Annotated in this window: 11 protein-coding genes and 1 pseudogene; 4 read left to right on the plus strand and 8 right to left on the minus strand. The window is 70.0% G+C overall.

Annotated elements, in window-relative coordinates; all coding sequences use genetic code 11:
* Positions 1–76: 76 nt before the first annotated feature.
* From WME76_RS27160 to WME76_RS27170, 3 genes are all read right to left on the minus strand, one after another.
* Positions 77–2,509, minus strand: coding sequence for a hypothetical protein (locus WME76_RS27160; protein WP_437955182.1), 2,433 nt, complete (start codon positions 2,507–2,509; stop codon positions 77–79).
* A gap of 611 nt (positions 2,510–3,120) precedes the next feature.
* Positions 3,121–3,930 (minus strand): class I SAM-dependent methyltransferase, encoded by an 810-nt coding sequence (locus WME76_RS27165; protein WP_437955183.1) that lies wholly within the window; start codon positions 3,928–3,930, stop codon positions 3,121–3,123.
* 181 nt (positions 3,931–4,111) lie between these two features.
* Positions 4,112–5,365, minus strand: a complete 1,254-nt coding sequence (locus WME76_RS27170) for a PAS domain S-box protein (protein WP_437955184.1) — start codon at positions 5,363–5,365, stop codon at positions 4,112–4,114.
* Between the two features lie 580 nt (positions 5,366–5,945).
* Between WME76_RS27170 and WME76_RS27175 the strand changes: the two genes are divergently transcribed.
* Positions 5,946–6,884, plus strand: a complete 939-nt coding sequence (locus WME76_RS27175) for an aldo/keto reductase (RefSeq protein ID WP_437955185.1) — start codon at positions 5,946–5,948, stop codon at positions 6,882–6,884.
* A gap of 76 nt (positions 6,885–6,960) precedes the next feature.
* A complete protein-coding gene (locus WME76_RS27180) occupies positions 6,961–7,635 on the plus strand; it encodes an HAD family hydrolase (RefSeq protein WP_437955186.1) in 675 nt (224 codons plus the stop codon).
* A 49-nt stretch (positions 7,636–7,684) separates the two neighbouring features.
* Here the strand turns inward: WME76_RS27180 and WME76_RS27185 are convergent, their stop codons facing one another.
* Positions 7,685–9,304, minus strand: coding sequence for an ABC-F family ATP-binding cassette domain-containing protein (locus WME76_RS27185; RefSeq protein WP_437955187.1), 1,620 nt, complete (start codon positions 9,302–9,304; stop codon positions 7,685–7,687).
* An 805-nt stretch (positions 9,305–10,109) separates the two neighbouring features.
* On the opposite strand from WME76_RS27185, the gene WME76_RS27190 reads away from it, so the two are divergent.
* Complete coding sequence (locus WME76_RS27190; protein WP_437955188.1) at positions 10,110–12,905, plus strand: SUMF1/EgtB/PvdO family nonheme iron enzyme; 2,796 nt, start codon at positions 10,110–10,112, stop codon at positions 12,903–12,905.
* A gap of 88 nt (positions 12,906–12,993) precedes the next feature.
* Here WME76_RS27190 and WME76_RS27195 read toward each other — a convergent pair whose 3' ends face one another.
* The 3 genes from WME76_RS27195 to WME76_RS27205 all read right to left on the minus strand — a co-directional run bounded on the left by WME76_RS27195 (position 12,994) and on the right by WME76_RS27205 (position 15,832).
* Complete coding sequence (locus WME76_RS27195) at positions 12,994–13,914, minus strand: type 1 glutamine amidotransferase domain-containing protein (protein ID WP_437955189.1); 921 nt, start codon at positions 13,912–13,914, stop codon at positions 12,994–12,996.
* 87 nt (positions 13,915–14,001) lie between these two features.
* On the minus strand, positions 14,002–14,613 hold the full coding sequence (locus WME76_RS27200) for a Crp/Fnr family transcriptional regulator (protein ID WP_437955190.1): 612 nt from the start codon (positions 14,611–14,613) through the stop codon (positions 14,002–14,004).
* 160 nt (positions 14,614–14,773) lie between these two features.
* Positions 14,774–15,832, minus strand: a complete 1,059-nt coding sequence (locus WME76_RS27205; RefSeq protein WP_437955191.1) for a hypothetical protein — start codon at positions 15,830–15,832, stop codon at positions 14,774–14,776.
* Between the two features lie 348 nt (positions 15,833–16,180).
* Here WME76_RS27205 and WME76_RS27210 point away from each other — a divergent pair.
* Positions 16,181–16,546, plus strand: a pseudogene (locus WME76_RS27210) (IS1380 family transposase); the annotation flags it as partial.
* 633 nt (positions 16,547–17,179) lie between these two features.
* Here WME76_RS27210 and WME76_RS27215 read toward each other — a convergent pair.
* Positions 17,180–18,568, minus strand: coding sequence for an IS1380 family transposase (locus WME76_RS27215; protein ID WP_437955192.1), 1,389 nt, complete (start codon positions 18,566–18,568; stop codon positions 17,180–17,182).
* Positions 18,569–19,716: the final 1,148 nt, after the last annotated feature.

Consider the following 19,716-nt stretch of genomic DNA (forward strand, 5'->3'; position numbering starts at 1 on the left):
CTCGCCGCGCGCGGAGGCCCGGCCGCAGTGAGCCGGGCCGCCGCGCAGCCGTGTGGCCGCCTCTCTGCCGGGATCGCTAGAGCGTCTTCAGGAACTCGATCAGCGCCCGTTTGTCCTCGTCGGTCAGCTCACGCTCCTGGGTGAAGTACGAGCTGCCGAAGTAATGGCCGCGGTTGACGACGAAGTCGGGGCACTGGCTGAGCTCGAGCAGGGGCTCGGTGAGGTCCATGAACACCCGGCGCGCCTCCTCGTCGCTCGCGTCTTCAGGCAAGGCCTTCAGATCGCGCTTGATCTTGAGCAGCACGGCGAGGAGCTTCTCGCCGTGGGCGAGGCGCTCCGCAGGGTCGGCGCTCTGCGACGTCAAGGCCAGGTTGGCCAGCAGGTTCACCGGCGTGCCCTCGGGGATGGGGCCGATCTCGATCCCTCCCTCGCCCACCAGCCAGGGCGCGACGCGCTCGAGCGGGCCGAGGAGCGGCCGCAGCCGCTCGGGCAGGTAGCCCGCGGGCACCCGGAGATAGCTCCTCGCCGTCGTGCGGTCGATGACGCCCGGCACCTTGTCGCCGAGGACGCGGTCCTTCTCGCGCTTCTCGGGCCAGAGCATCTTCTCGATCGCGTCCTGGAACGACTCCATCCGGGCCTCGACCGAGGGGCTCGACTTGAACTTGCCCACGGTGTTGTTCAGGAGGAAGGGCGCCGTCGACCACAGGCTGATGAGCGAGGGCACGCGCGTGTAGCCCCGGCCGCCGCCCGGCATCTCGAGCTGGCGCGGCTCACCGGTGACCGGGTTGTGCACCGTGATCGTGCCGACGGCCGGCAGCTCCTTGTACGAGGTGGACGAGAAATCCTCCCAGATGTTTCCCTTGAGCGCGTTCGTCGCGAGCGGGCTGCAGGCGTTGGTCTCGAGCAGCGTGACGGGGATGCGCAGATCGCTGGACAGGTAGTTGCCCTCGAGGAAGTCGTCCTTGAGGACGATCTCCCGCATCTCCTTCTTGAACTCGTCGGTCTTCGTCCACGCCCAGTAGTCGTTGAAGCAGGTGAGGTACTTCGGGCCGGCGCAGCCGCTCGGATCCAGCCCCGCCGCTCGGGCGGGGAGCTTGCTCGAGTGGCACCGCGCGCAGCGCTCGGCGAAGACCTCCTTGCCGCGCGTGAGCTGCGCCGCGCCGGCGGTCATGTACCTCGCGCCCCCCGGCGCGTCCCTGAGCTTGTGCGGCGCGGTGCTCTGGAGGAAGAACAGGGCCGTATCGAGCGTCTGCCGCTCGGTCGCCTGCCAGTACGCCGAGTTCTTCTGCGCGACCGAGATCTGGATGGGGGAGATGGGCTTGCCGCCGATGAGCGGGTTGAAGTGCAGGAGCCACTCCTCGCTGAACTCGCCGATGTTCAGGTACACGCGGTTGAGCGAGCCGAGCGCGCCGACGGCGTCGGAGCCGTCCTTGAGCACGCGCGGCGTCCAGACGGTGTCGGGCGCCTTGAAGAACTGCGTCAGCGGTCCCTTCTTCACGAAGTCGTTGAACTGCTTGTTGCTCAGCTCTCCGCCGTGCAGCCGCTCCTTGCCCCAGCGCCTGGCCTGCTGGAGCCGCGGGCCGAACTCGTAAACGGCGTTCATCGTGCGCGGGTTGGTGATGTAGTCCGTGGAGACGAGCGAGGTGTCCAGCGACCCCGGTCGCGACGCGTGGAACACCTGGTAGGGGAAGCTCGTCTCATCGGCGTCCCACGTGAAGACCCGGTCCCACCAGAAATACTGGGCGCCGACGGTGGAGCTGAGGTTCTCCCACCTCGGATTCTCGGGATCGGCGGGCGGATTGGTCGGGCTCGGGCCGACGTGGCAGAACGCGCAGGACATGCCGAGGCGGTAGGGCCTCACCAGATCCCTGGAGTAGTAATAGCTCGGATCCTCGTAGTATCGCACCGGATCCCACTTCTTCTTCGCCTCCTCATCGAAGTCGGGGTTGGGAAAGAGCCGCAGGCCGACGACGCCGGTCGCGTACCCGTAATAGGAGCCGAGCGGGACGGTCTTGCCGCGGGCGCCGATGGCCACCCCCGGGTACTTCGCCTCGTTCTCGAACGGATCCGGCGGGCAGTCCGCGCGCCGCCTGTCCAGCCATAATCCGAAGCGTTCCGGGTCGGGGCCCGTGGCCTTCTCGAAGCAGGGCTCGTTGACGAGGCCGAGCCAGCTCCAGCGGTTGTCGCGGGTGAACTTGAGCTTCGGATGGGACGAGACGGTCTTCAGGAAGTCGAGGTTGCCCTTGCTGCGCGTCGAGATCGTGTCCCAGAAGCGGTCGTTGCCCGCCGACCACACGATCCAGGTGTTGCGCCCCTTGACCTCGTCCGGGGTCAGGGAGACGCCGCCATCCATGTCATGGAAATAGTCCTCGTCCGCGGCGGGGAACGTGGCGGCGTCCCGGCCTGCGCGGCGCGCTTCATCGAGGACTTCCCCCGGCCGCGGCGCGGGCTTCTTGCAGGCCGCGAAGGCCAGGAGGCAACTCGGCAGCAGGACGCCGCGCAAGATCATGAGATTCGTCTTTGTAGCCATCGTCCTTCCCCCTCAACAACGGAACACCACCCGGATTCACCGACGAGATCGGCAGACCCTCGCGCCAGAGCTGGAACCGAGCACGAACTCCAGGACAACCGGGGATCTCGCGGCGTCCGCGCGGATCGAGGCCCTGGCCCCCGGAGGCTGATCCGCGCGAGCGCTCGTGACGACAAGCTCGCTGAGCCCTCGGCGTCGCGACCGTCAGCGACGCATACCAGCGTCGCGTCGCGGCGCTCGCAGTGCGTCACCCCTCATCGTATCTGGCACGTTGGCGCAACAAACGCCATGGGCGCGGGTCGAGGCGCTGGCGGGCGGGGAAGAGCGCCGCGCGCAGAACGGCGAGCCGGCCTGACTTGACGCGCGCCAGCGCGCGACGCTGCCCGCGGTCGATCGATATCCGCCTTTTCGAGGTCGGGAACCAGCGTCGAGAGACGAGCTCGTCTTCCGGGTCGCCCGGATGCTCAGCGTCGCTTCGATGGCGAAGATCCAACCAAGCGCGTCGATCCCGGCGATCCTGGCCAGCGCGGCGCTTCGCGCCGGCAGAGCGGGGCCCGCGGGGCAGCGGCGCGAGGAGCGCTCGTCGAGCGCTAGTTGCTCGCCGTGTGGGCGATCGCGAAGATGAGGTTCCGCTCGAGCCGGATCCCCTGCGGCGTATGCCACGCCTCGAGCTCCTTCGCCAGCCGATCGCGCACCTCGCGCCGCTCGTCGGGGCTCAGGTGCGAGAGGTGGTTGCCGAACGACCCGGACCGGCTCTGCTTCAGGATCTCGTCCACATCGGCGGCGTGGTCGACGAACGTGCGGATCTCGACCGTGTCCACGATGAACCCGGCGCGCCGGAGCAGCGTCTGGACCTCGTCGACCGTCACCTTGTGGTTGTAGGGCGCGGCGCCCGGCGCCTCCTTGCCGAGCTCGGCCAGGATCTTGCGCTGGACCGGCTCGATCTGGTGCGGCCGCTCGCGCGCCTGGGTGTTGAACCCGAGCTTGCCGCCCGGCTTCAGCACGCGCGCCGCCTCGCCCAGGGCGCGCTGCTTCTGGAGCGCATCCAGCCAGTGAAGGACGCTGTTCAGGTAAACGACGTCGAAGCTCCGCGCGGAGAAGGCGGACAGGTCCTCGGCGTGTCCGACCGCGGTGGTGAGGTTGTCGCGGGCCTTCTTCCGGGCGATGTCGACGCGCAAGGGCAGAGGATCGATGGCCACCACGCTGCCCTCGGGGCCGACGATCTCCGCCACGTGCGCCGCGAGCCGTCCGGTGCCGGCGCCCACGTCGAGCACGCGCTGGCCGCGCCGGACGCCCAGCGCTTCGATGAGGAGCTTGCCGTGGTTGAACTGCCGGTCGCTGCCGTGCTCATAGGCCTGGGCGAGCTCCGGGGTGTCGAGCGCGAGGCTGATGGTCGTCATGCGGGCCGTCCGAGCAGGGGCCGTGCCGCGCCAGAACGCCGGGACCGGTCGCGCCGCGGAGCGCGGCGGCCGCGCGCAGCCCGCGGCCGCTGCTGCCCAGCCAGCAGCGCTGCTGTCCCGCTGCTGCTCCGCGCCCACGGTGGGCGCCCCGGACCCCTGGCCTGGCTCCTGGTGGGCGGGGTCAGGCGCTGCAGCGGGAGAGCGCGTGACGGAGCGCGTTCTGGAGCAGCCCGAAGGTCAGGAACGCCCCCTCCGCGCTGCCGATCTCGGTCATGGTCCGCGCGATCGCCGGCGAGATCCCGGAGACGAGGCACTGGCTGCCGAGGAGGCTCGCCGCGCGCACCACCGCGAGGAGGTGCGACACGGTCGCGGCGTCCACCGCGCTGACGCCGGTCAGATCGAGGATGGCGAAGCGCGCCTGTGTCCGGACGATCTCGGGGAGCAGCCGCTCCATGATCTGCGACGCCCGCGCGGTCTCCACGGTGCCGATGACCGGCAGCACGAGCACGCCCTCCCACGCCTGGATGATCGGCGTGGACATCGCGAGCATCGTCTCCTGCTGCTGCCGCAGCAGCGCCTCGGCGCGCTCGCGCTCGGCGTTCTCCTCCGCGAGCTGCCGGTTCTTCCGCTGGAGCTCCTCGGCGTCGCTCTCCCGGCGCTGGAGCGCCTCCCGGAGCTCCGCTTCCAGCCGCCTGGCCTCCGTGATGTCCTTGACCGTCACCGCGACGCCGTCGTCGAGCGGGACGATCTGGTATTGCAGCCACTGGCTCTTGCCCCCGGGCAACGCGCTCTCCGCCTCCTCGAGGAGCCGCTCGCGCGTCCGGAAGACGCGCTCGTATTTGTCGAAGAGCCCGAGCTCGCGAACCCTGGGAAAGACCTCGACGAGCCGCCGGCCGATGATCTCCTCGCGCGGCCTCGACGTCACCTGACTCACCAGCAGGTTGGCCTCGGTGAACACGAAATCAACGGTCTCCCCCGACTCGTCGACCGTGCGGCGCAGCACGCAGAACCCGTCGAGGCTCCCGTCGATCGCCGCCCGGAACCGCGACTCGGCCGCGACAAGCGCCTCCTGGGCGCGCCTGCGCTCGGTGATGTTGCGCGCGACGAAATAGACGAGCTCAGCGTCAGGGTAGATTGCCGAGTTCCACTCGATCCACAGGTACGAGCCGTCCCGGCATAGATATCGGTTCACGAACGTCGCGGTGCCATTGCCGGACAACAGCTTCGCCGACTCGTTCACGGTGCGCTCGCGATCTTCGGGATGAACGAAGTCGAGGAACGGCCTGGCCAGGAGCTCTTCGCGCGAGTAGCCGAGCGTCTGCTCCCACGCCCGGCCGATGCGCTTGAAGTATCCGTCGAATCCGGCGATCCCCACCAGGTCGACAGAGAGCTCGAAGAAGCGGTCGAGGTCGTCGCGCCGAGAGGCTTCAGACATGATGAAGAGCATCGCTATCACCTCCGCCTCGGGCCGTCGACCCCCTCGGCCAGGCGCCCGCAGCGCGCGCGATGGACGCGAAGCACACCACATCAGACCACGAGGTCATGGCGAGTGCGCGGGCCGCCTCGCGTCCGCGGCTGTCGCGCCCGCCAAGCGCGCCGGCGTCGTGGGCGCGACGCCAGTCAACCGAGCCCGGGGGCGAACTCGCGTCACCGCGGCGACGGCGCGGATCGCGGCGGTGACTCGACCGATGTGCCGGACAGGCGAGCCGCTCAGCGGCTCGCGCGCATCGCTGCTCCCGGACGAGCAGCGCTGCTGCCCTGGTGTTGCGCCACGGCCAGCGCGGCCCCTCCTGGCGCTGCGCCCATGCCGGCGTCGGGCAGGCGCGCCGCCGGCCTGTGCCGGCACAGGCCGTGCACGCGTCCTGCGCCACCGCGCGGCGATCCCGCGCGCGCGTGCTGCGTTGCACGCTGCCCCACATCGCGCCGGCGCCGCTCGTCGCCTCACCGCTCCGCGTCGGCGCGGCCCCGGCGGCCCGCCGGAGCTCTCATGATCTCTCGGATGGAAGGATGACCCCATGGAGAAGAGACGGATCGGTTCGCTCGAGGTGTCGGTCGTCGGCATCGGCTGCAACAACTTCGGTGGTCGCATCGACGAGCAGCGGACTGCGGCGGTGGTCGACGCGGCGCTCGACGCGGGCATCAACCTCTTCGACACGGCCGACGTCTACGGCGGCACGCGCAGCGAGGAGCTGCTCGGAAGGGCGCTCGGCGGCCGGCGCAGCCAGGTGATCATCGCGACCAAGTTCGGTGTCCCGCTCGACGACCAGCGCAAGGGCGGCGCGAAGCCGGCGTACATCCAGCGCGCCGTGGAGGACAGCCTGCGGCGGCTCGGCACCGACTGGATCGACCTCTACCAGCTCCACCGCCCCGACCCCGAGACGCCGATCGGCGACACGCTGGAGGCGCTCGACGCGCTGGTTCGCGCCGGCAAGGTGCGGGAGATCGGCAGCTCCAACTTCTCGGCCTCCCAGCTCCGCGGCGCCGAGGAGGCCACCCGCGCAGGGGCGGCGCGCTTCGTGAGCGTCCAGAACGAGTACAGCCTGCTCCAGCGCGAGCCCGAGCGGGAGGTGCTGGCCACGAGCGAGCGCCTCGGCCTCGCCTTCCTGCCGTATTTCCCGCTCGCGAGCGGGCTGCTCTCCGGGAAGTACCTCCCCGACCAGCCCGCCCCCGCCGGCGCCCGGCTCTCGGCGCCCGAGGCGCCGCTGACCGCGCGCTTCCTCACCGACCAGAACCGCAGCGCCGCCGCCGCGCTCGCCGCGTTCGCGTCGTCCCGCGGCCGCACCCTGCTGGAGCTCGCCTTCTCGTGGCTCGCCGCGCGGCCGGCGGTGGCCTCCGTCATCGCGGGCGCGACGTCGCCCGAGCAGGTGCGCGCGAACGCCGCGGCCGTGGGCTGGAGGCTGACCGCGGACGAGCTCCAGGAGATCGACCGCCTCGCCCCGCCGCCGGCCCGATGAGGCGCTGCCCGGGCGGCGCGCCGCTGCGCCGGCGACGATCCGCGACGCTCCGCGGCCGTCGCTCGGGAGATCGACCATGACCTCGCCGCCGCTCCGGGACATCCAGGCCGTCCTGTTCGATCTCGACGGCACCCTGTTCGACCGGGAGACCGCGGTGCGCGACGTCGTCGCGGGCCAGTATGCGGTCTTCTCGCGGGAGCTCGCCGGCGTGACGCAGGAGCGGTTCGTCGGCCGCGTGCTGGAGCTCGACGCGCACGGCTACGGCGACAAGTCCGAGATCTACCCGCGCGTGGTCCGGGAGCTCGGGCTGCCCGAGCCCCTCGCCGCGCGCCTCCACGCGCACTTCTGGGACGCCTACGCCCGGACGGCGCATGCGCTGCCCGGCGCGCGCGCGACCCTCGCCGCGCTGCGCGCCCGCGGCCTTCGGCTCGGGGTCGTCACGAACGGCAGGGTGCGCGTGCAGGAGGGGAAGCTGCGCGCCCTCGACCTCCTCGGCGCCCTCGACGCGGTGCTGATCTCCGAGCGCGAGCAGCTCCGGAAGCCGGATCCGGCGATCTTCCGCCGGGCCGTCGAGCGGCTCGGCGTGCGCGCGGCGCAGGCCTGCTACGTCGGCGATCACCCGGAGAAGGACGTGCTAAGCGCCCGCGACGCCGGGCTCCACGCCGTCTGGCTCCGCACGCCGCACTTCCCGCCCCCGGAGGTCGCCCACACGGCGATAGACGGCCTCGGCGAGCTCCTCGCGCTCGTCTGACGGCCGCCCGCCGCGCGCGCGACGGACGGCCCCCGCCGCCTGCGCGGCGCTACGACGCCTTGGCGCCCTGGTAGTTGTCCGGGTTCCCCGGCCCCTCGAGGTACTCGTCGTATGTGCCGTTGAAGAGCTGCGGCCCCCGGGGCGACAGCTCGAGCACGCGGGTGCCGAGCTTGCCCACGAAGTGCCGGTCGTGGCTCGTGACGATGACCGTCCCCTTGTAGTCGATGAGCGCCTGGAGGAGCGCGTCGATGCTCTCCACGTCGAGGTGGTTCGTCGGCTCGTCGAGCACCACGACGTTGTTCTTCACCAGGATGAGCTTCGCGAGGAACAGGCGCGCCGCCTCGCCGCCGGAGAGGTTCTCCGTCTTCTTGAGCCCGGCCTCGCCGCTGAAGAGCAGCTTGCCGAGCACCGAGCGGACGTGCTCCTTCGGCGCGCTCGGGTCGAAGCGGTACAGCCAGTCATAGGCCGTGTACCCCGGCTCGATCGCCTCGTGGTGGTCCTGCGCGAAGTAGCCCACGTTGGTGTCGTGGCCCCACGTGACCTTGCCGGCGTCGGGCGTGAGCTCGCCGACGAGGAGCTTGAGCAGCGTCGACTTGCCGATGCCGCTCGGCCCGATCACCGCGAGCTTGTCGCCGCGGTTCAGGTTGAAGTCGAGCTTCTGGATCACGCGCAGGTCGCCGAAGCTCTTGGCGAGGCCCTCGGCGCGCAGCACGTCGCGGCCGGAGGGCTTCTCGATCTCGAACTTGATGTACGGCCGGACGACGCTCGAGCGCCGCACCTGGATGCCGGCCTCGAGCTTCTCGATCTCCTTCACGCGCGACTGGGCCTGGCTCGACCGGCTCGCGCTCGCGCCAAAGCGGGCCACGAAGTCCTTGAGCTCGGCGATCTTCTTCTTCTTCTGCGCGGCGTCGGCGTCCGACTGGCGCTTGCCCGTCGTCTTCTGCTCGATGAAGTCGTCGTAGTCGCCCGTGTAGAGCGTGACCGTCTGGTAGTCGACGTCGGCGACGTGGGTCGCGATCGCGTTCATGAAGTGCCGGTCGTGGCTCACGACGAGGAGCGTGCCGCGGAAGGTGTCGGTGAGGTACGCCTCGAGCCAGCGGATCGAGTCGAGGTCGAGGTGGTTGGTCGGCTCGTCGAGGAGCAGGACGTCGGCGCCCGCGAAGAGCGTCTGGGCGATGAGGACGCGGAGCTTGTACCCGCCCGCGAGCGTGCTCACCGTGCTCGTGTGCCGGGCGGTCGCGATCCCGAGCCCCTCGAGGATCTCGGCCGCGCGCGACTCGGCGGTGTAGCCGTCCTCCTCGCCGATCGTGCCCTCGAGCTCGGCCAGCCGCATGCCGACCTCGTCGGTCATCTCGACCTCGTACAGCCGGTCGCGCTCTTGCATCGCGTCCCAGAGGGCCTTGTTGCCCATCAGGACCGTGTCGAGGATGCGGCAGGACTCGTAGGCGAAATGGTCCTGCTTGAGGACCCCGACCCGGAGCTGCCTCGGGATCTCGACGGAGCCCTGATCCGACTCCTCCTCGCCGGAGATGACCTTGAGGAGCGTCGACTTCCCCGCGCCGTTCGCGCCGACGAGCACGTAGCGCTTGCCGGGGTCGAAGCGCATCGAGACGTTCTCGAAGAGAATTTTTGGACCGTACCGCTTGGTGAGCTTTTCGAGCGTGATCATCTCAGCGGCGCGGGGCGTAGCACGTGTGCGCCTGCGGTTCCGGTGAATTCCTGCGGGCGCGCGCCCGCGGCCCGCAGGCGATGCCGGACGTGGGGCGCTGGCCAGGACGAGCGCCGCGGGGGCGGCCCCCCGCCCGCGGCGGCTGCGGGCGGCCCCGCGCCCGCTCCAGCCGCAGCTCCCGCAGAGCTCCCGGTGGCTGACGCCCAGCGCGGCGAGGCGCCGCTGCGACGTCCCCCGGCCCGAACGTCGTCCGGGAGCGCTCGACGAACAGACCGAGCAGCAGCTCCGGCAGCGAGGGCAGGCCGCCGGGCGCGGCGTGACGGAACCGGACGGAGAGGAGCGCGTGACCGCGGCGACGCGCGGCTCAGCAGGGGTTGCGCGAGCGGACGCGGGGGCGAGAGCAAGAACTGCTGACCTCAGCAAGCGTTGCGCGACCGGCGCGGCGCGAACCGCGACCCGACCCAGGTTGGGCAGCCGCCGCCGGCCCAGGTCGCGCCGCTTCCGCCCTTCTCTCCGCATGGAAGCTGCCGGCACACCGCGTGCTCCGGGTCAGCCGTTCAGCGGACGCACTGGGGACGTCCGCTGGGAGACGTCCACTGGGAGACGTCCACTGGAGGAAGCGATGCTCGGACACCCGACCAACTCGGGATGCAGGAAGCCAGGAGGACGGAGGCTCGCGAGGTCAGGTCGAACGCCGCGGCCGCCCCGCGCGCGCGCCATCGCGCTGATCGCGCTCGCCGCGGCGTCGTCGGCGGCGCCGGGCTGCTCGAGCGAGCCGGAGGCGCCCTTTGCCTGGGAGCGCCCGATGATCTTTCAGTACCCTGTCACGCCGAGGTCCGCCGCGGGGCCGATCCCCGTGCTCGACGGGCCGCTCAGGGAGCCGCAGAGCGACGGGTTCGGCTTCCCCGTGACCTCCTCGGCGACCGACAACGCCGGCTGGCTCGTGGTCGGCTGGATGGGCAAAGACGGCCACCTCGGCGAGCACATCTCGAAGCTCGACCCGTCGGGACAGCCGATCTCGCGCCCGGGAACCCCGATCTACGCGGTCGCCGACGGCACGGTCGTCGCCGCGCAGAACGACGCGCGCGGCGTCCCGACGATCGTCCTGGAGCACCCGGTGCGGAGCTGCCGTGAGACCCAGGACGCGCGAGCGTGCGACATGCCCGAGGGCGAATCGGTCACCCTCTGCAGCGCCTACCAGGGCACCACGCCCGGCGCGGGCGTGTCTCCCGGAGCGGTCATGAAGCGCGGCGACGAGCTCGGGGTCCTGACGGGCAACAGCCTCTTTTACGTCCTCCTCTCGCGCTCGCTCTGCGACGTCGTGAAGAGCGAGCTCGACGCCTCCGGCCGCGCCCTCGACTGGTCGGCGGTGAAGCTGGCGCAGGCGGCCGCGGCGCCGTGGGAGGAGAGCTCGCCCCGGCACGTCAAGGTGTCCGACACCACGGGGTTCCCGACCCCGGCGAAGCGGGAGAACCAGGAGCGCCTCAGGCGCGAGGACGCCGCGTTCATCACGCCGAGCTTCTTCATCAACGACCGCTCCAACTGCAGCGCTCTCGGCGACGCCTGCGCCGAGTCGCAGGGCTGCGGTCTGTTCGCGTGCGAGAGCGGTGAGCGCCAGATCTGCGCTCTGCGAGAGGAGCAGCCCGGCGACGTGTGCGCCCGCCCGGCGGGGCCCGACTGCTCCGGGGCGCTCCTCTGCCGCTTTCCCTTCGACATGATGGTGGTGAAGAAAGACCTCGACGGCGACGGAGCGCTGAACGAGTGCCTCGGGTTCGAGATCGGCCAGGGGTACGGCATGACGTGCACATCGAAGGCGGATCAACTCCCACGCCCGGAAGGTACCCACTACTATGACAACACCGGCCGGATGCACTCGGGGGTCGACTACACTCTTCCGTTCAAGACCCCGCTCTACGCCACATCGCCAGGCACCGTGGTCTGCGCGGGGCCGAGCGAGTGCACGTGGGGTCAGAACACGACGTGCTGGGACGACGACGTCTGCTGTCCGAGCGACCCAGACGAGCTCGAGCGCCTCTATCCCAGCAGCAAGTTCGACGACGGCTGCGGCCTGGCCAGCGACGTGTACGTGAACAAGGTGAGGACGTACACCAACCACCGGTACAAGCTCGCGATTCGAAGCGGCGACTACCTGATCCTCTACCAGCACGTCTATTCCACCGACCCGGAGCTGCAGGTGGGCGACACGGTCTCGGTCGGGCAGTTCCTTGGGCTCTCCGGCTCCGCGAGCGGAGCGCACCTGCACTTCGAGGTGCGGGACAAGGACAACTTCGCGTACGATCCCGCGCACTTCTACGCTCCCGATCAGGTGGCCGCGCTGCGCGACGGATTCCTCGAGGAGCATTATTGCCAGGGCGGCTTCGATGACCAGCCGAAGATCACCTTCGGGCAAGACGCCTGGCCTGGCGGAGACAGCACGTGCGAGCCGCCTCCCAGCGATCCAACCGGCGCGGTCCGCTGCGCCGGCGGAGCCGTGCCGGAGTTGACCGTCTGCTACGACCAGCCGGGCTGTGCCGCCTGTCCCTTCGACGCGACCCGGTGCGATCCCGACGATCCGAAGGGTTACCAGCAGTGCGAGTACCGCGACGACAGCCCGACGTGCACCACGTGGAAATCCTATCCGTGCCAGCATGACGCCACGTGCGACCCTGGAGACCGCACCGCGTGCATCGTCGGAGGAGGAGGCGGCGACGGGCCGAGCTGCGGCGGGCTGACGTCGGACTGCGGGCCCGATCAGGACGAGAGCTGCTGCGCGAGCGCCGTGGTGCCCGGCGGGACGTTCGATCGCAGCAATGATCCTGCGTACCCGGCGACCGTGAACGACTTCCGCCTCGATCGGTTCGAGGTCACACTCGGGCGGTTCCGGGCGTTCGTCGAGGCGGGCCAGGGGACGCAGGCGAACCCACCGGCGGCGGGGGCCGGAGCTCACCCGAAGATCGCCGGCAGCGGCTGGGACCCGGCGTGGAACGCGAGCCTGACGGCGGATCAGGCCGCGCTGACGGAAGCGCTGAAGTGCCTCGCGGGCATGGACCCACCGTTTCAGATCTGGACTGACGCGCCCGGGGCGAACGAGCAGCTGCCGATGGGCTGCATCACGTGGTTCGAGGCGTTCGCGTTCTGCGCGTGGGACGGGGGGCGGCTGCCAACCGAAGCGGAGTGGAACTACGCGGCGGCCGGGGGCAGCGAGCAGAGAGCCTATCCGTGGGGCGCCCAGGAGCCAGATCCCACCTATGCAGTGTATGACTGCGCCGGAGACGGCTCGGTGGGGGGCTGCTCGCACTGGACCCCCGGAGACATCCTGAACGTTGGGTCCAGATCGCCGAAAGGCGACGGACGATGGGGCCAGGCCGATCTGGGCGGGAGCGTGTGGGAGTGGAACCTCGACTGGTTTGAAAGCCCCTATCCCCCTGGCGCCTGTGAGGATTGTGCCAACGGCCCGAGCTCGCCGATTGTCACACGGGTCGAGCGGGGTGGGAGCAGCACCAGCATCGATCCGTCGAACCTGCGCTCCTCCAGCCGCTCGGGTTTCCCGGCGGTGGACCGCGCCCCCGGCATCGGCGTCCGGTGCGCGAGAGCGCCGTGATGTAGAGCGCCGACCATGACGTTCTGCTCGCCGCAGGCCCGGGTTGTCTCGTTCGAGGAGAGCATCCTCGGCGCATGACGGGACGAGCTCACGGCCGCTCGCGGCTCGCGCAACGGGCGCCGCGCCGATAGTCGGCCAGGGCCTCGAGGTACAATGCGCTGAACCGGCCCGTGGAGAAGGGGTTCTGGCTGGTCACGAGGTTGCAATCGCGCAGCGCATGGGCGCTCCCCGGGAAGGCGGCCTCGTGCTCGTAGCCATGGTCCTCGAGCTGCTCGCCGATGTCCCGGACCTGGGCCTCGGCCCCCATCACGAAGGTCTCGATATAGAGCTCTTCGAACGACGAGACCGACGTCACCGTCCGACGGCTGAGCGGATTCGGCTGCCGCATGCGGGTGAGCACCGCCGGCGCGTGGCAGATCAACCCCACGGGCTGGTGTCTGGCGGCAAAATGAGCGAGCAGCGCGTGCAGGTCCGCGTTGTCGAGCAAGTCGACCATCACGCCCTGTCCGCCTGGAACGACGATGCCGTCGAACGCGTCGGCCACGGCGCGCGCCTGCCCCAAGCTGAGCGGCGCGCGAACCTGCGAGGCGCGCTCGACGAACCGCTGCGCTTGCGCGCGCTGCGCTCCGTCTTCCCAGTACTTCTCGTCGAGGCTCTCCGGGTCGATCGCCGGGACGGCTCCTCCGTCGGTCGCGAAGACGACCTCGTGCCCCGCGCCGGTGAGCGCCAGGTACGGCTCGTAGAACTCTCCGAGGAAGGTGCCGGTCGCGCGCTTCGAGCTGTCGCCGAGCGTCTGCTCTCGCGCAGCGCTGAGGACGAACAGGATCTTCCCTCTGGGCTTCTCGGCCCCCGGGCGCTCGGGAAACACGGGGTGGAGCCTCGGCGGCGCCGCGGCGCACGCGACCAGCGCCGAGCCGCCAAGGAGGGCCGCGAGCCCCGCCAGCAGCGCTGCCTTTCGGGCCAGGCCTCGCGGCTCGCCGCGGCGCTTCGGGCCGCGCGTGGGTTCCATGGATCGCCGCTCGCCGTCTCGCGTCGTTCGTTCCGTCGTCATGCCCGACGTCATGACCAGCCGGGAGCGGCCGCGCCTTGACCTAGATCAAGAAGCAACGGCCCTGGTCGCGGCGCGCTTCAGGCGACTGAGGGCTTCGGGCGTGATGCCGAGGTATGCGGCGATGTGGTAGTCGGGCACGCGGCTCGCCACGGCCCCGTGCTCCGCGACGAAGGCACGGTAGCGATCGGCGGCCGTGTCCATCAGCAGCGACGCCTCGCGGCGTACCTTCTTCACGTACACCCGTTCGACGATCCGCCGGCTCACCCGCTCCCAGTGGATGTCGCGCTCGCAGAACTCGCTCAGCCTCGAGTAGGGCGCGACGAGGAGCTGCATCGGGGTCAGCGCCTGGATCGTCAGCCGGGCGGGTTCCCTGGTGATCAGCGCCTCCAGCACCGACATGAAGTCGGGCGCGGAGACGAACCCCTTGTTGAACTCCTTCCCGTCGCCCCGCGTGTAGAACATCCTGGCGATGCCAGAGTTGACGAGCGCCACCAGATCGCTCGCTTCGCCCGCCCGCACGAACACCTCGCCCTTCCGCAGGCTCTTCCCGTGGAACAGGGCCGCGAAGTCGTCGAAGCGCGGCGCCGGCCGGGGGTCGAGCGCCGCGATCATGCGCGCGAGCGCCGCTATCTGGTCCGCGCGCGAGAGCTGCGCCATGAGCGGGGAGCCTAGCACGGAGTCGCCGGCGCTCGTCTTCCCGAGCGGCGGATACGGCGGCCGGCCAGCGGGTCCTCGCGACGCGTCACAGGCGCGAGCCGCGCGCGCTGCCGCGTGGGGACAGTGGCGCCGCGGCGCGGCCCGCGGCGACCACGGTCCATCACACGCCGGGAATCACGCGAACGCGCGATGTGAGCCGCCGCGTCTTCTTCGTGGCGAGATTCGCGGCATCGCTCTCGAAGATCAACGTGGCGCCGAGCCCCACCCCGGAAGCGCTGCTGAAGAGGTCTCCGGCGTTGCTCGTCCCGTCCTGCGGCTTCCTTTCGGTGTATGCCACGATCGGCGCGGCCCCCTCGAGCTCCGCGACCGCCTTGCCCCCCGAGGGGTGAGCGAAGGTCGAGGTCACATCGATGCAGACGGTCGCCCCCTGGGACAGGGAAGCGGGCAGCGGGAACGATCCCCCCGCCAGGCGCTGCTTGAGGGCGCGAGCCGCCCGACGCCAGGCGAGATCGTCCGAGCTGCCCTTGAGCTGGACGCCGAGGAGGCCACCCCTGGCATCGAGTCGCACTTCGAACGTCACCGAGCCGTCGACCGGCGTGTTCGTCTGGCGTACGACGTCGAGGACGTCGCTGGCGAGGGCGGCGGCAAACGGCAGCGGCGCCGCCTCGGGCGAGCGCGCCGGGGTTGATTGGTTCCTCGGCCCGAGCGCGCTCGGGGCGGCCGCAGCGGCCGACGGGCCGATCACGCCGGGGATGGACCACACGGGCGCGCCGCCGAGGCCGGGCGCCTCCGCGGGCCTCGGCGCATCGGGCGGCACGCCGTACTCGTCGAGCCCGGCGGGGCTGCGGGCATCGGCCTGCGCGGGAGGCGCGGCCGCGTCGTCCGGTGATGGCGTCCTCGGCTCGACCGGCCGCGAGCCTTCGCTCTCTGTCCGGCGATCCGACCTCGACAGAGAGAGCGACGGCGCCCCGGGAAGGGCGGCCGGCGCCTTGGCGGCGGCGGCGCGGGGCGCCGGCTCGGCGATGAGGAGGTCGACCGGCAGCTCGTCCCCAGGCAAGGGACCCGGCGGGTCTGTCCGCGCCGCACGAAGGGGTCGAGCGGTATGTGCGAGAAGCGGAATCAGGATGTGCAGCGCGATCGCGAGCGAAGCGGGGCGATACCACCGGGCAGCGCCCTCTCGCAGCCTGGAAGCATCGCCGCCACCGAGCCCGAAGCGCATGTCCCCGCTTACCCGATCGACCGGGCAAGCGCAAGCGGGCGGCAGGTCCGCAGCGCCGAGCGCGGGACACATCCAGCGCGGCACACGCAGCGCGGTGTGGACAGGTTGACGCGAAGGAGCGGGCCCGTGCAATCAGAGGTCCTGAACCAAGACCCTTGCCCTGGATCCGGCGATACAGCGGGAGACGGAGCGACCTTCTTGAGCTGTAGCGATGCGTGTAGCTCGAAGTGCCCGCCGCCTGAACGTGGATTTCGCGCCTACCATGCCGATCCGGGGCGTGAGAAATCCGGCGAGGTAAACGGAACGCCTTGAAAGAAAGGCTCGGCGTGGCGACCCGCCCGGGTTGCTATGACCAAACGAAGACGCACGCCGAGCACCTCCAAGGTGCGCCGACGCGAGCTCGGGTTCAAGAGCAAAGGCGATAGGCGGCACCAGGAGCGAATCCGGCGGCCAGACCCTTCCAGGATTCACGTCGAGCCCTCGGAGAAGAACCTGACGGGCATCGCAGGACTTGCTCCCTTCGGCGCCTTCCTCCGGGAGCTCGGCGTCGACGCGGCCCTGAGCCGCAGGTTTTTCCGGCTGAAGACGGGCCGTTCGGTCATCTACCCAATGGCCGCACAGATGCGCCTGCTGATGGACTGCGCGCTCGCCGGCGAGGAGCGCGTCTTCGGCATCGAAGCGCTCGCCGTCGATCCGCTCTTCGTACGTCTCGCAGCGCCGCGCTGGCCCATCCAGCGTGGCGCTGCTGTTCATACCACCGCGACGACGCGATCGAGCGTGCAGATGTGCCGCGCGCCCCGTGACATCCATTGCGTTGTAGCGACGAAAATTATCGCTTGCGGCCTAGAAAAGCGCCGCGACCGTGACGGCTCTCGCGGCGGTCCATGACCGCGAGACGGGCGAGGCGCGCTGCATGGGACACGCGCGTCCACGCCGCCCGCCCGCGTCGTCTGGTACGCTCGAAGCAGGCGTCCCGACCGCATCCCCCGCTCCGCCGCGAAGGGCCTCCGCTCCGTCCCACCGCAAGACCGCCGCGCAGCGAAGGTCGCCTCCGGCGAACGGGGGCTTCCTGCGATTTGGCGGCAGGCGAGCGGCGAGCCAAGGTCCTACTTCGATGAATGCCACATATCCCGTAGACGTCGCCAAGACACTCGCCACCAAGCTGAAGCGGGTTACGCTTCCCCAATTAGCGTAGATTTCGCGCCCATGGGGCACGAGTGGGCCGACGGCGACGCGCCAGCGGCGTTCCGCTGACGAATGCGACGCCGATTACAACGATGCGCTTCCAGAGCGTCACGAAAACACACGCCCCCCTTACCCCCGCTATGGTTTCGGCTGGTTTCGGGCTCAATTATGCCAGCGGGCGAGCTGCGAGCGCTCCGGCACGTGCAGCTTCGTGCCCCGGCTCGACCGGGCCAACCTTCCCGGGACGAGGATCAGCGCGCGGCGAAGCCACGGCGTTCGCCAGCTCGCGAGCTGCGGAACGTGGTCCAGCACATAGCGGCGCATCAGGTTGGCGGTCAGCAGCTTCAACAGCAGCGCGGCATGATTGGCGTTGAAGCAGTGGCTCGGCACGCGACCGCATCCCCACCCGTGCTTGAGATCGCCGATGAGCGGCTCGATGCCCGCGCGCAGGTCATATCGCGCCGCTACATCTTCCGGCGCTTCGACCGGCTCGTTGGTCAAGAAGACCTGCACCGTGTAGTCGAGGCCTTCCCAAAGGTAGATCTGCTTGCCGTTCTCCCGGTCGCGTGTGCGTACGGCGATGACGCGGACCCCATCCGGCCAATCGCCGCGCCGGAAAGGCACCTCGGCCACCTGCCGTCGAGGACGACCATCGGCATCCCGGTCGATGGTACGCCATCCGGTGGCGTGTGCGACCATGCCCACCAGATCGGGGCTCATCCGCGCCTTGGTCAGGAAAAAGCATCCCCTCGCGGCGACGGCGTGCATCAGCGCGCTGCAATCGCCCGCGCCATCGATCCGCACGTAGATGACCGCGCTTGGCGCTGCGGCGCGCGCCCGGTCGATGCACTCCTCGACGAACGGTACATCGGCTTCGCCGAAGCTCGTATCGCCGGGTCGCAGTTTGGCTCCCACGATAGCGTCGGCCTCGGCGATGCGCGCCAGGATCGGGTGATAGCTCGGCCGGCCGTGGTAGCGCGGGTTCGGGCCCGGAAGCGCCCCCTCCTGCATCCCGAAGAGCGGCTCCACGGTCGTATCGACGTCAATGTGCACGAACCGGTGCTTTCGGCGAGCAACGAGGGCGAGCCCGTGGTCGACGACCATGCTGTGCAGCGCTTCGAGCGCCTGCTCATCGAAGCGGCACAGGTCCCGATAGACGGTGTCGATGCTCGGAACGACCCCGCCTGCGAGACGTACGAAGAGCGGATCGACGGCGAGCGCTTCGATGCCGAAGACGCGCTCCTCGCCGGCGAGCGCGCAGTCCATCAGCAGGCGCATCTGTGCGGCCATTGGGTAGATGACCGAACGGCCCGTCTTCAGCCGGAAAAACCTGCGGCTCAGGGCCGCGTCGACGCCGAGCTCCCGGAGGAAGGCGCCGAAGGGAGCAAGTCCTGCGATGCCCGTCAGGTTCTTCTCCGAGGGCTCGACGTGAATCCTGGAAGGGTCTGGCCGCCGGATTCGCTCCTGGTGCCGCCCATCGCCTTTGCTCTTGAACCCGAGCTCGCGTCGGCGCACCTTGGAGGTGCTCGGCGTGCGTCTTCGTTTGGTCATAGCAACCCGGGCGGGTCGCCACGCCGAGCCTTTCTTTCAAGGCGTTCCGTTTACCTCGCCGGATTTCTCACGCCCCGGATCGGCATGGTAGGCGCGAAATCCACGATTAGAGAGACTAGTTGAGGTTCTCTTCTTCGCCTCCCTATTTCGCGAAGAAGGCCATGATCTCACATTCAACATCATTTATCCGGGCACCCTTGACCCCACACATGCCACGCCTGAGCGTGTTCATGGCTGGGCAACGTGGCACGTCGTGGCCCGGCACTGGAAGGCATCGATGGTAGCGGGGAGTCGAGAAAATCCAAGCGAAGACGAGATCATCGACGCGCAGGACGCGGCCGCCGCGTGCGATCGCGCCCTCAGCATCATCGGGAGAATGAGCACTGTCGATGGCGCTGTGCTCGCTACGCCAGCGCTTGCCATTGTGGGATTCCGAGCAAAACTCCCAGCAGCGGAGCGCACTCCGCCGGTCATGCGGGTTAATGCAGACGGGCGGCTCGCGGCATTTGACTTGAAGCTGAAAGGTACCCGCCATCGAAGCGCTGCCTGTTTCGTGGCCGAGGGGCCCCAGCGAATCGCGCTAATCGCATCCACTGACGGTGCGGCAGCCGCAATGTTTCAAGATGCCCAAGGCCAAGTAATTTATCACCCTGTGCGCGATAGTTACGGCGACTTCGCACTGTGAGGCCCCCAAGCCGGTCGAACGTTTACCCGCGACATTTACCGCCCGAAGAACTAGCGTTCGGGCGGCCGCAGAGCGGTGCTCCGACCGGCGCGAAAACGCCGGATTGAATAAGCGTCCTCGGCCTGCCCGCTAGACCGGCTGCGTTCCGCCGCGAGTTCGATCCCCTCGCCCGCGTCGCGCCAGGCGCGCCTGGAACCGGACGAGCAGCCTCGATATTACTGGCCGCTCCCCGCCGCGCTGGCTCCGTTGTATTGCGAGGTCGATTACGCCACCGCCTCCGCTCGTACGTTTCGGGCAGCCCCAGCGGCCTCCTGCGCAGCCCGTCGGCCCTCCTGCGCGGCCCCCTCCGCCCTCCTGCGCAGCCCGTTGGCCCTCCTACGCGGCCCCCTCCGCCCTCCTGTGCAGCGCCGTCGACCCTCCTGCGCAGCCCGCCGCCCCTCCTGCGCGGCCTCGGCGCCCTCCT

Source organism: Sorangium sp. So ce119, from assembly GCF_051524405.1.
In the GTDB taxonomy this organism is placed as follows: domain Bacteria; phylum Myxococcota_A; class Polyangia; order Polyangiales; family Polyangiaceae; genus Sorangium; species Sorangium cellulosum_G.

Excerpts from the sequence above, each read along its gene's own strand:
- WME76_RS27160 (WP_437955182.1), bottom strand. The coding sequence starts at position 2,509 with ATGATCTTGCGCGGCGTCCTGCTGCCGAGTTGCCTCCTGGCCTTCGCG.
- WME76_RS27165 (WP_437955183.1), bottom strand. The coding sequence starts at position 3,930 with ATGACGACCATCAGCCTCGCGCTCGACACCCCGGAGCTCGCCCAGGCC.
- WME76_RS27170 (WP_437955184.1), bottom strand. The coding sequence starts at position 5,365 with ATGTCTGAAGCCTCTCGGCGCGACGACCTCGACCGCTTCTTCGAGCTC.
- WME76_RS27175 (WP_437955185.1), top strand. The coding sequence starts at position 5,946 with ATGGAGAAGAGACGGATCGGTTCGCTCGAGGTGTCGGTCGTCGGCATC.
- WME76_RS27180 (WP_437955186.1), top strand. The coding sequence starts at position 6,961 with ATGACCTCGCCGCCGCTCCGGGACATCCAGGCCGTCCTGTTCGATCTC.
- WME76_RS27185 (WP_437955187.1), bottom strand. The coding sequence starts at position 9,304 with ATGATCACGCTCGAAAAGCTCACCAAGCGGTACGGTCCAAAAATTCTC.
- WME76_RS27190 (WP_437955188.1), top strand. The coding sequence starts at position 10,110 with ATGATCTTTCAGTACCCTGTCACGCCGAGGTCCGCCGCGGGGCCGATC.
- WME76_RS27195 (WP_437955189.1), bottom strand. The coding sequence starts at position 13,914 with ATGGAACCCACGCGCGGCCCGAAGCGCCGCGGCGAGCCGCGAGGCCTG.
- WME76_RS27200 (WP_437955190.1), bottom strand. The coding sequence starts at position 14,613 with ATGGCGCAGCTCTCGCGCGCGGACCAGATAGCGGCGCTCGCGCGCATG.
- WME76_RS27205 (WP_437955191.1), bottom strand. The coding sequence starts at position 15,832 with ATGCGCTTCGGGCTCGGTGGCGGCGATGCTTCCAGGCTGCGAGAGGGC.
- WME76_RS27215 (WP_437955192.1), bottom strand. The coding sequence starts at position 18,568 with ATGACCAAACGAAGACGCACGCCGAGCACCTCCAAGGTGCGCCGACGC.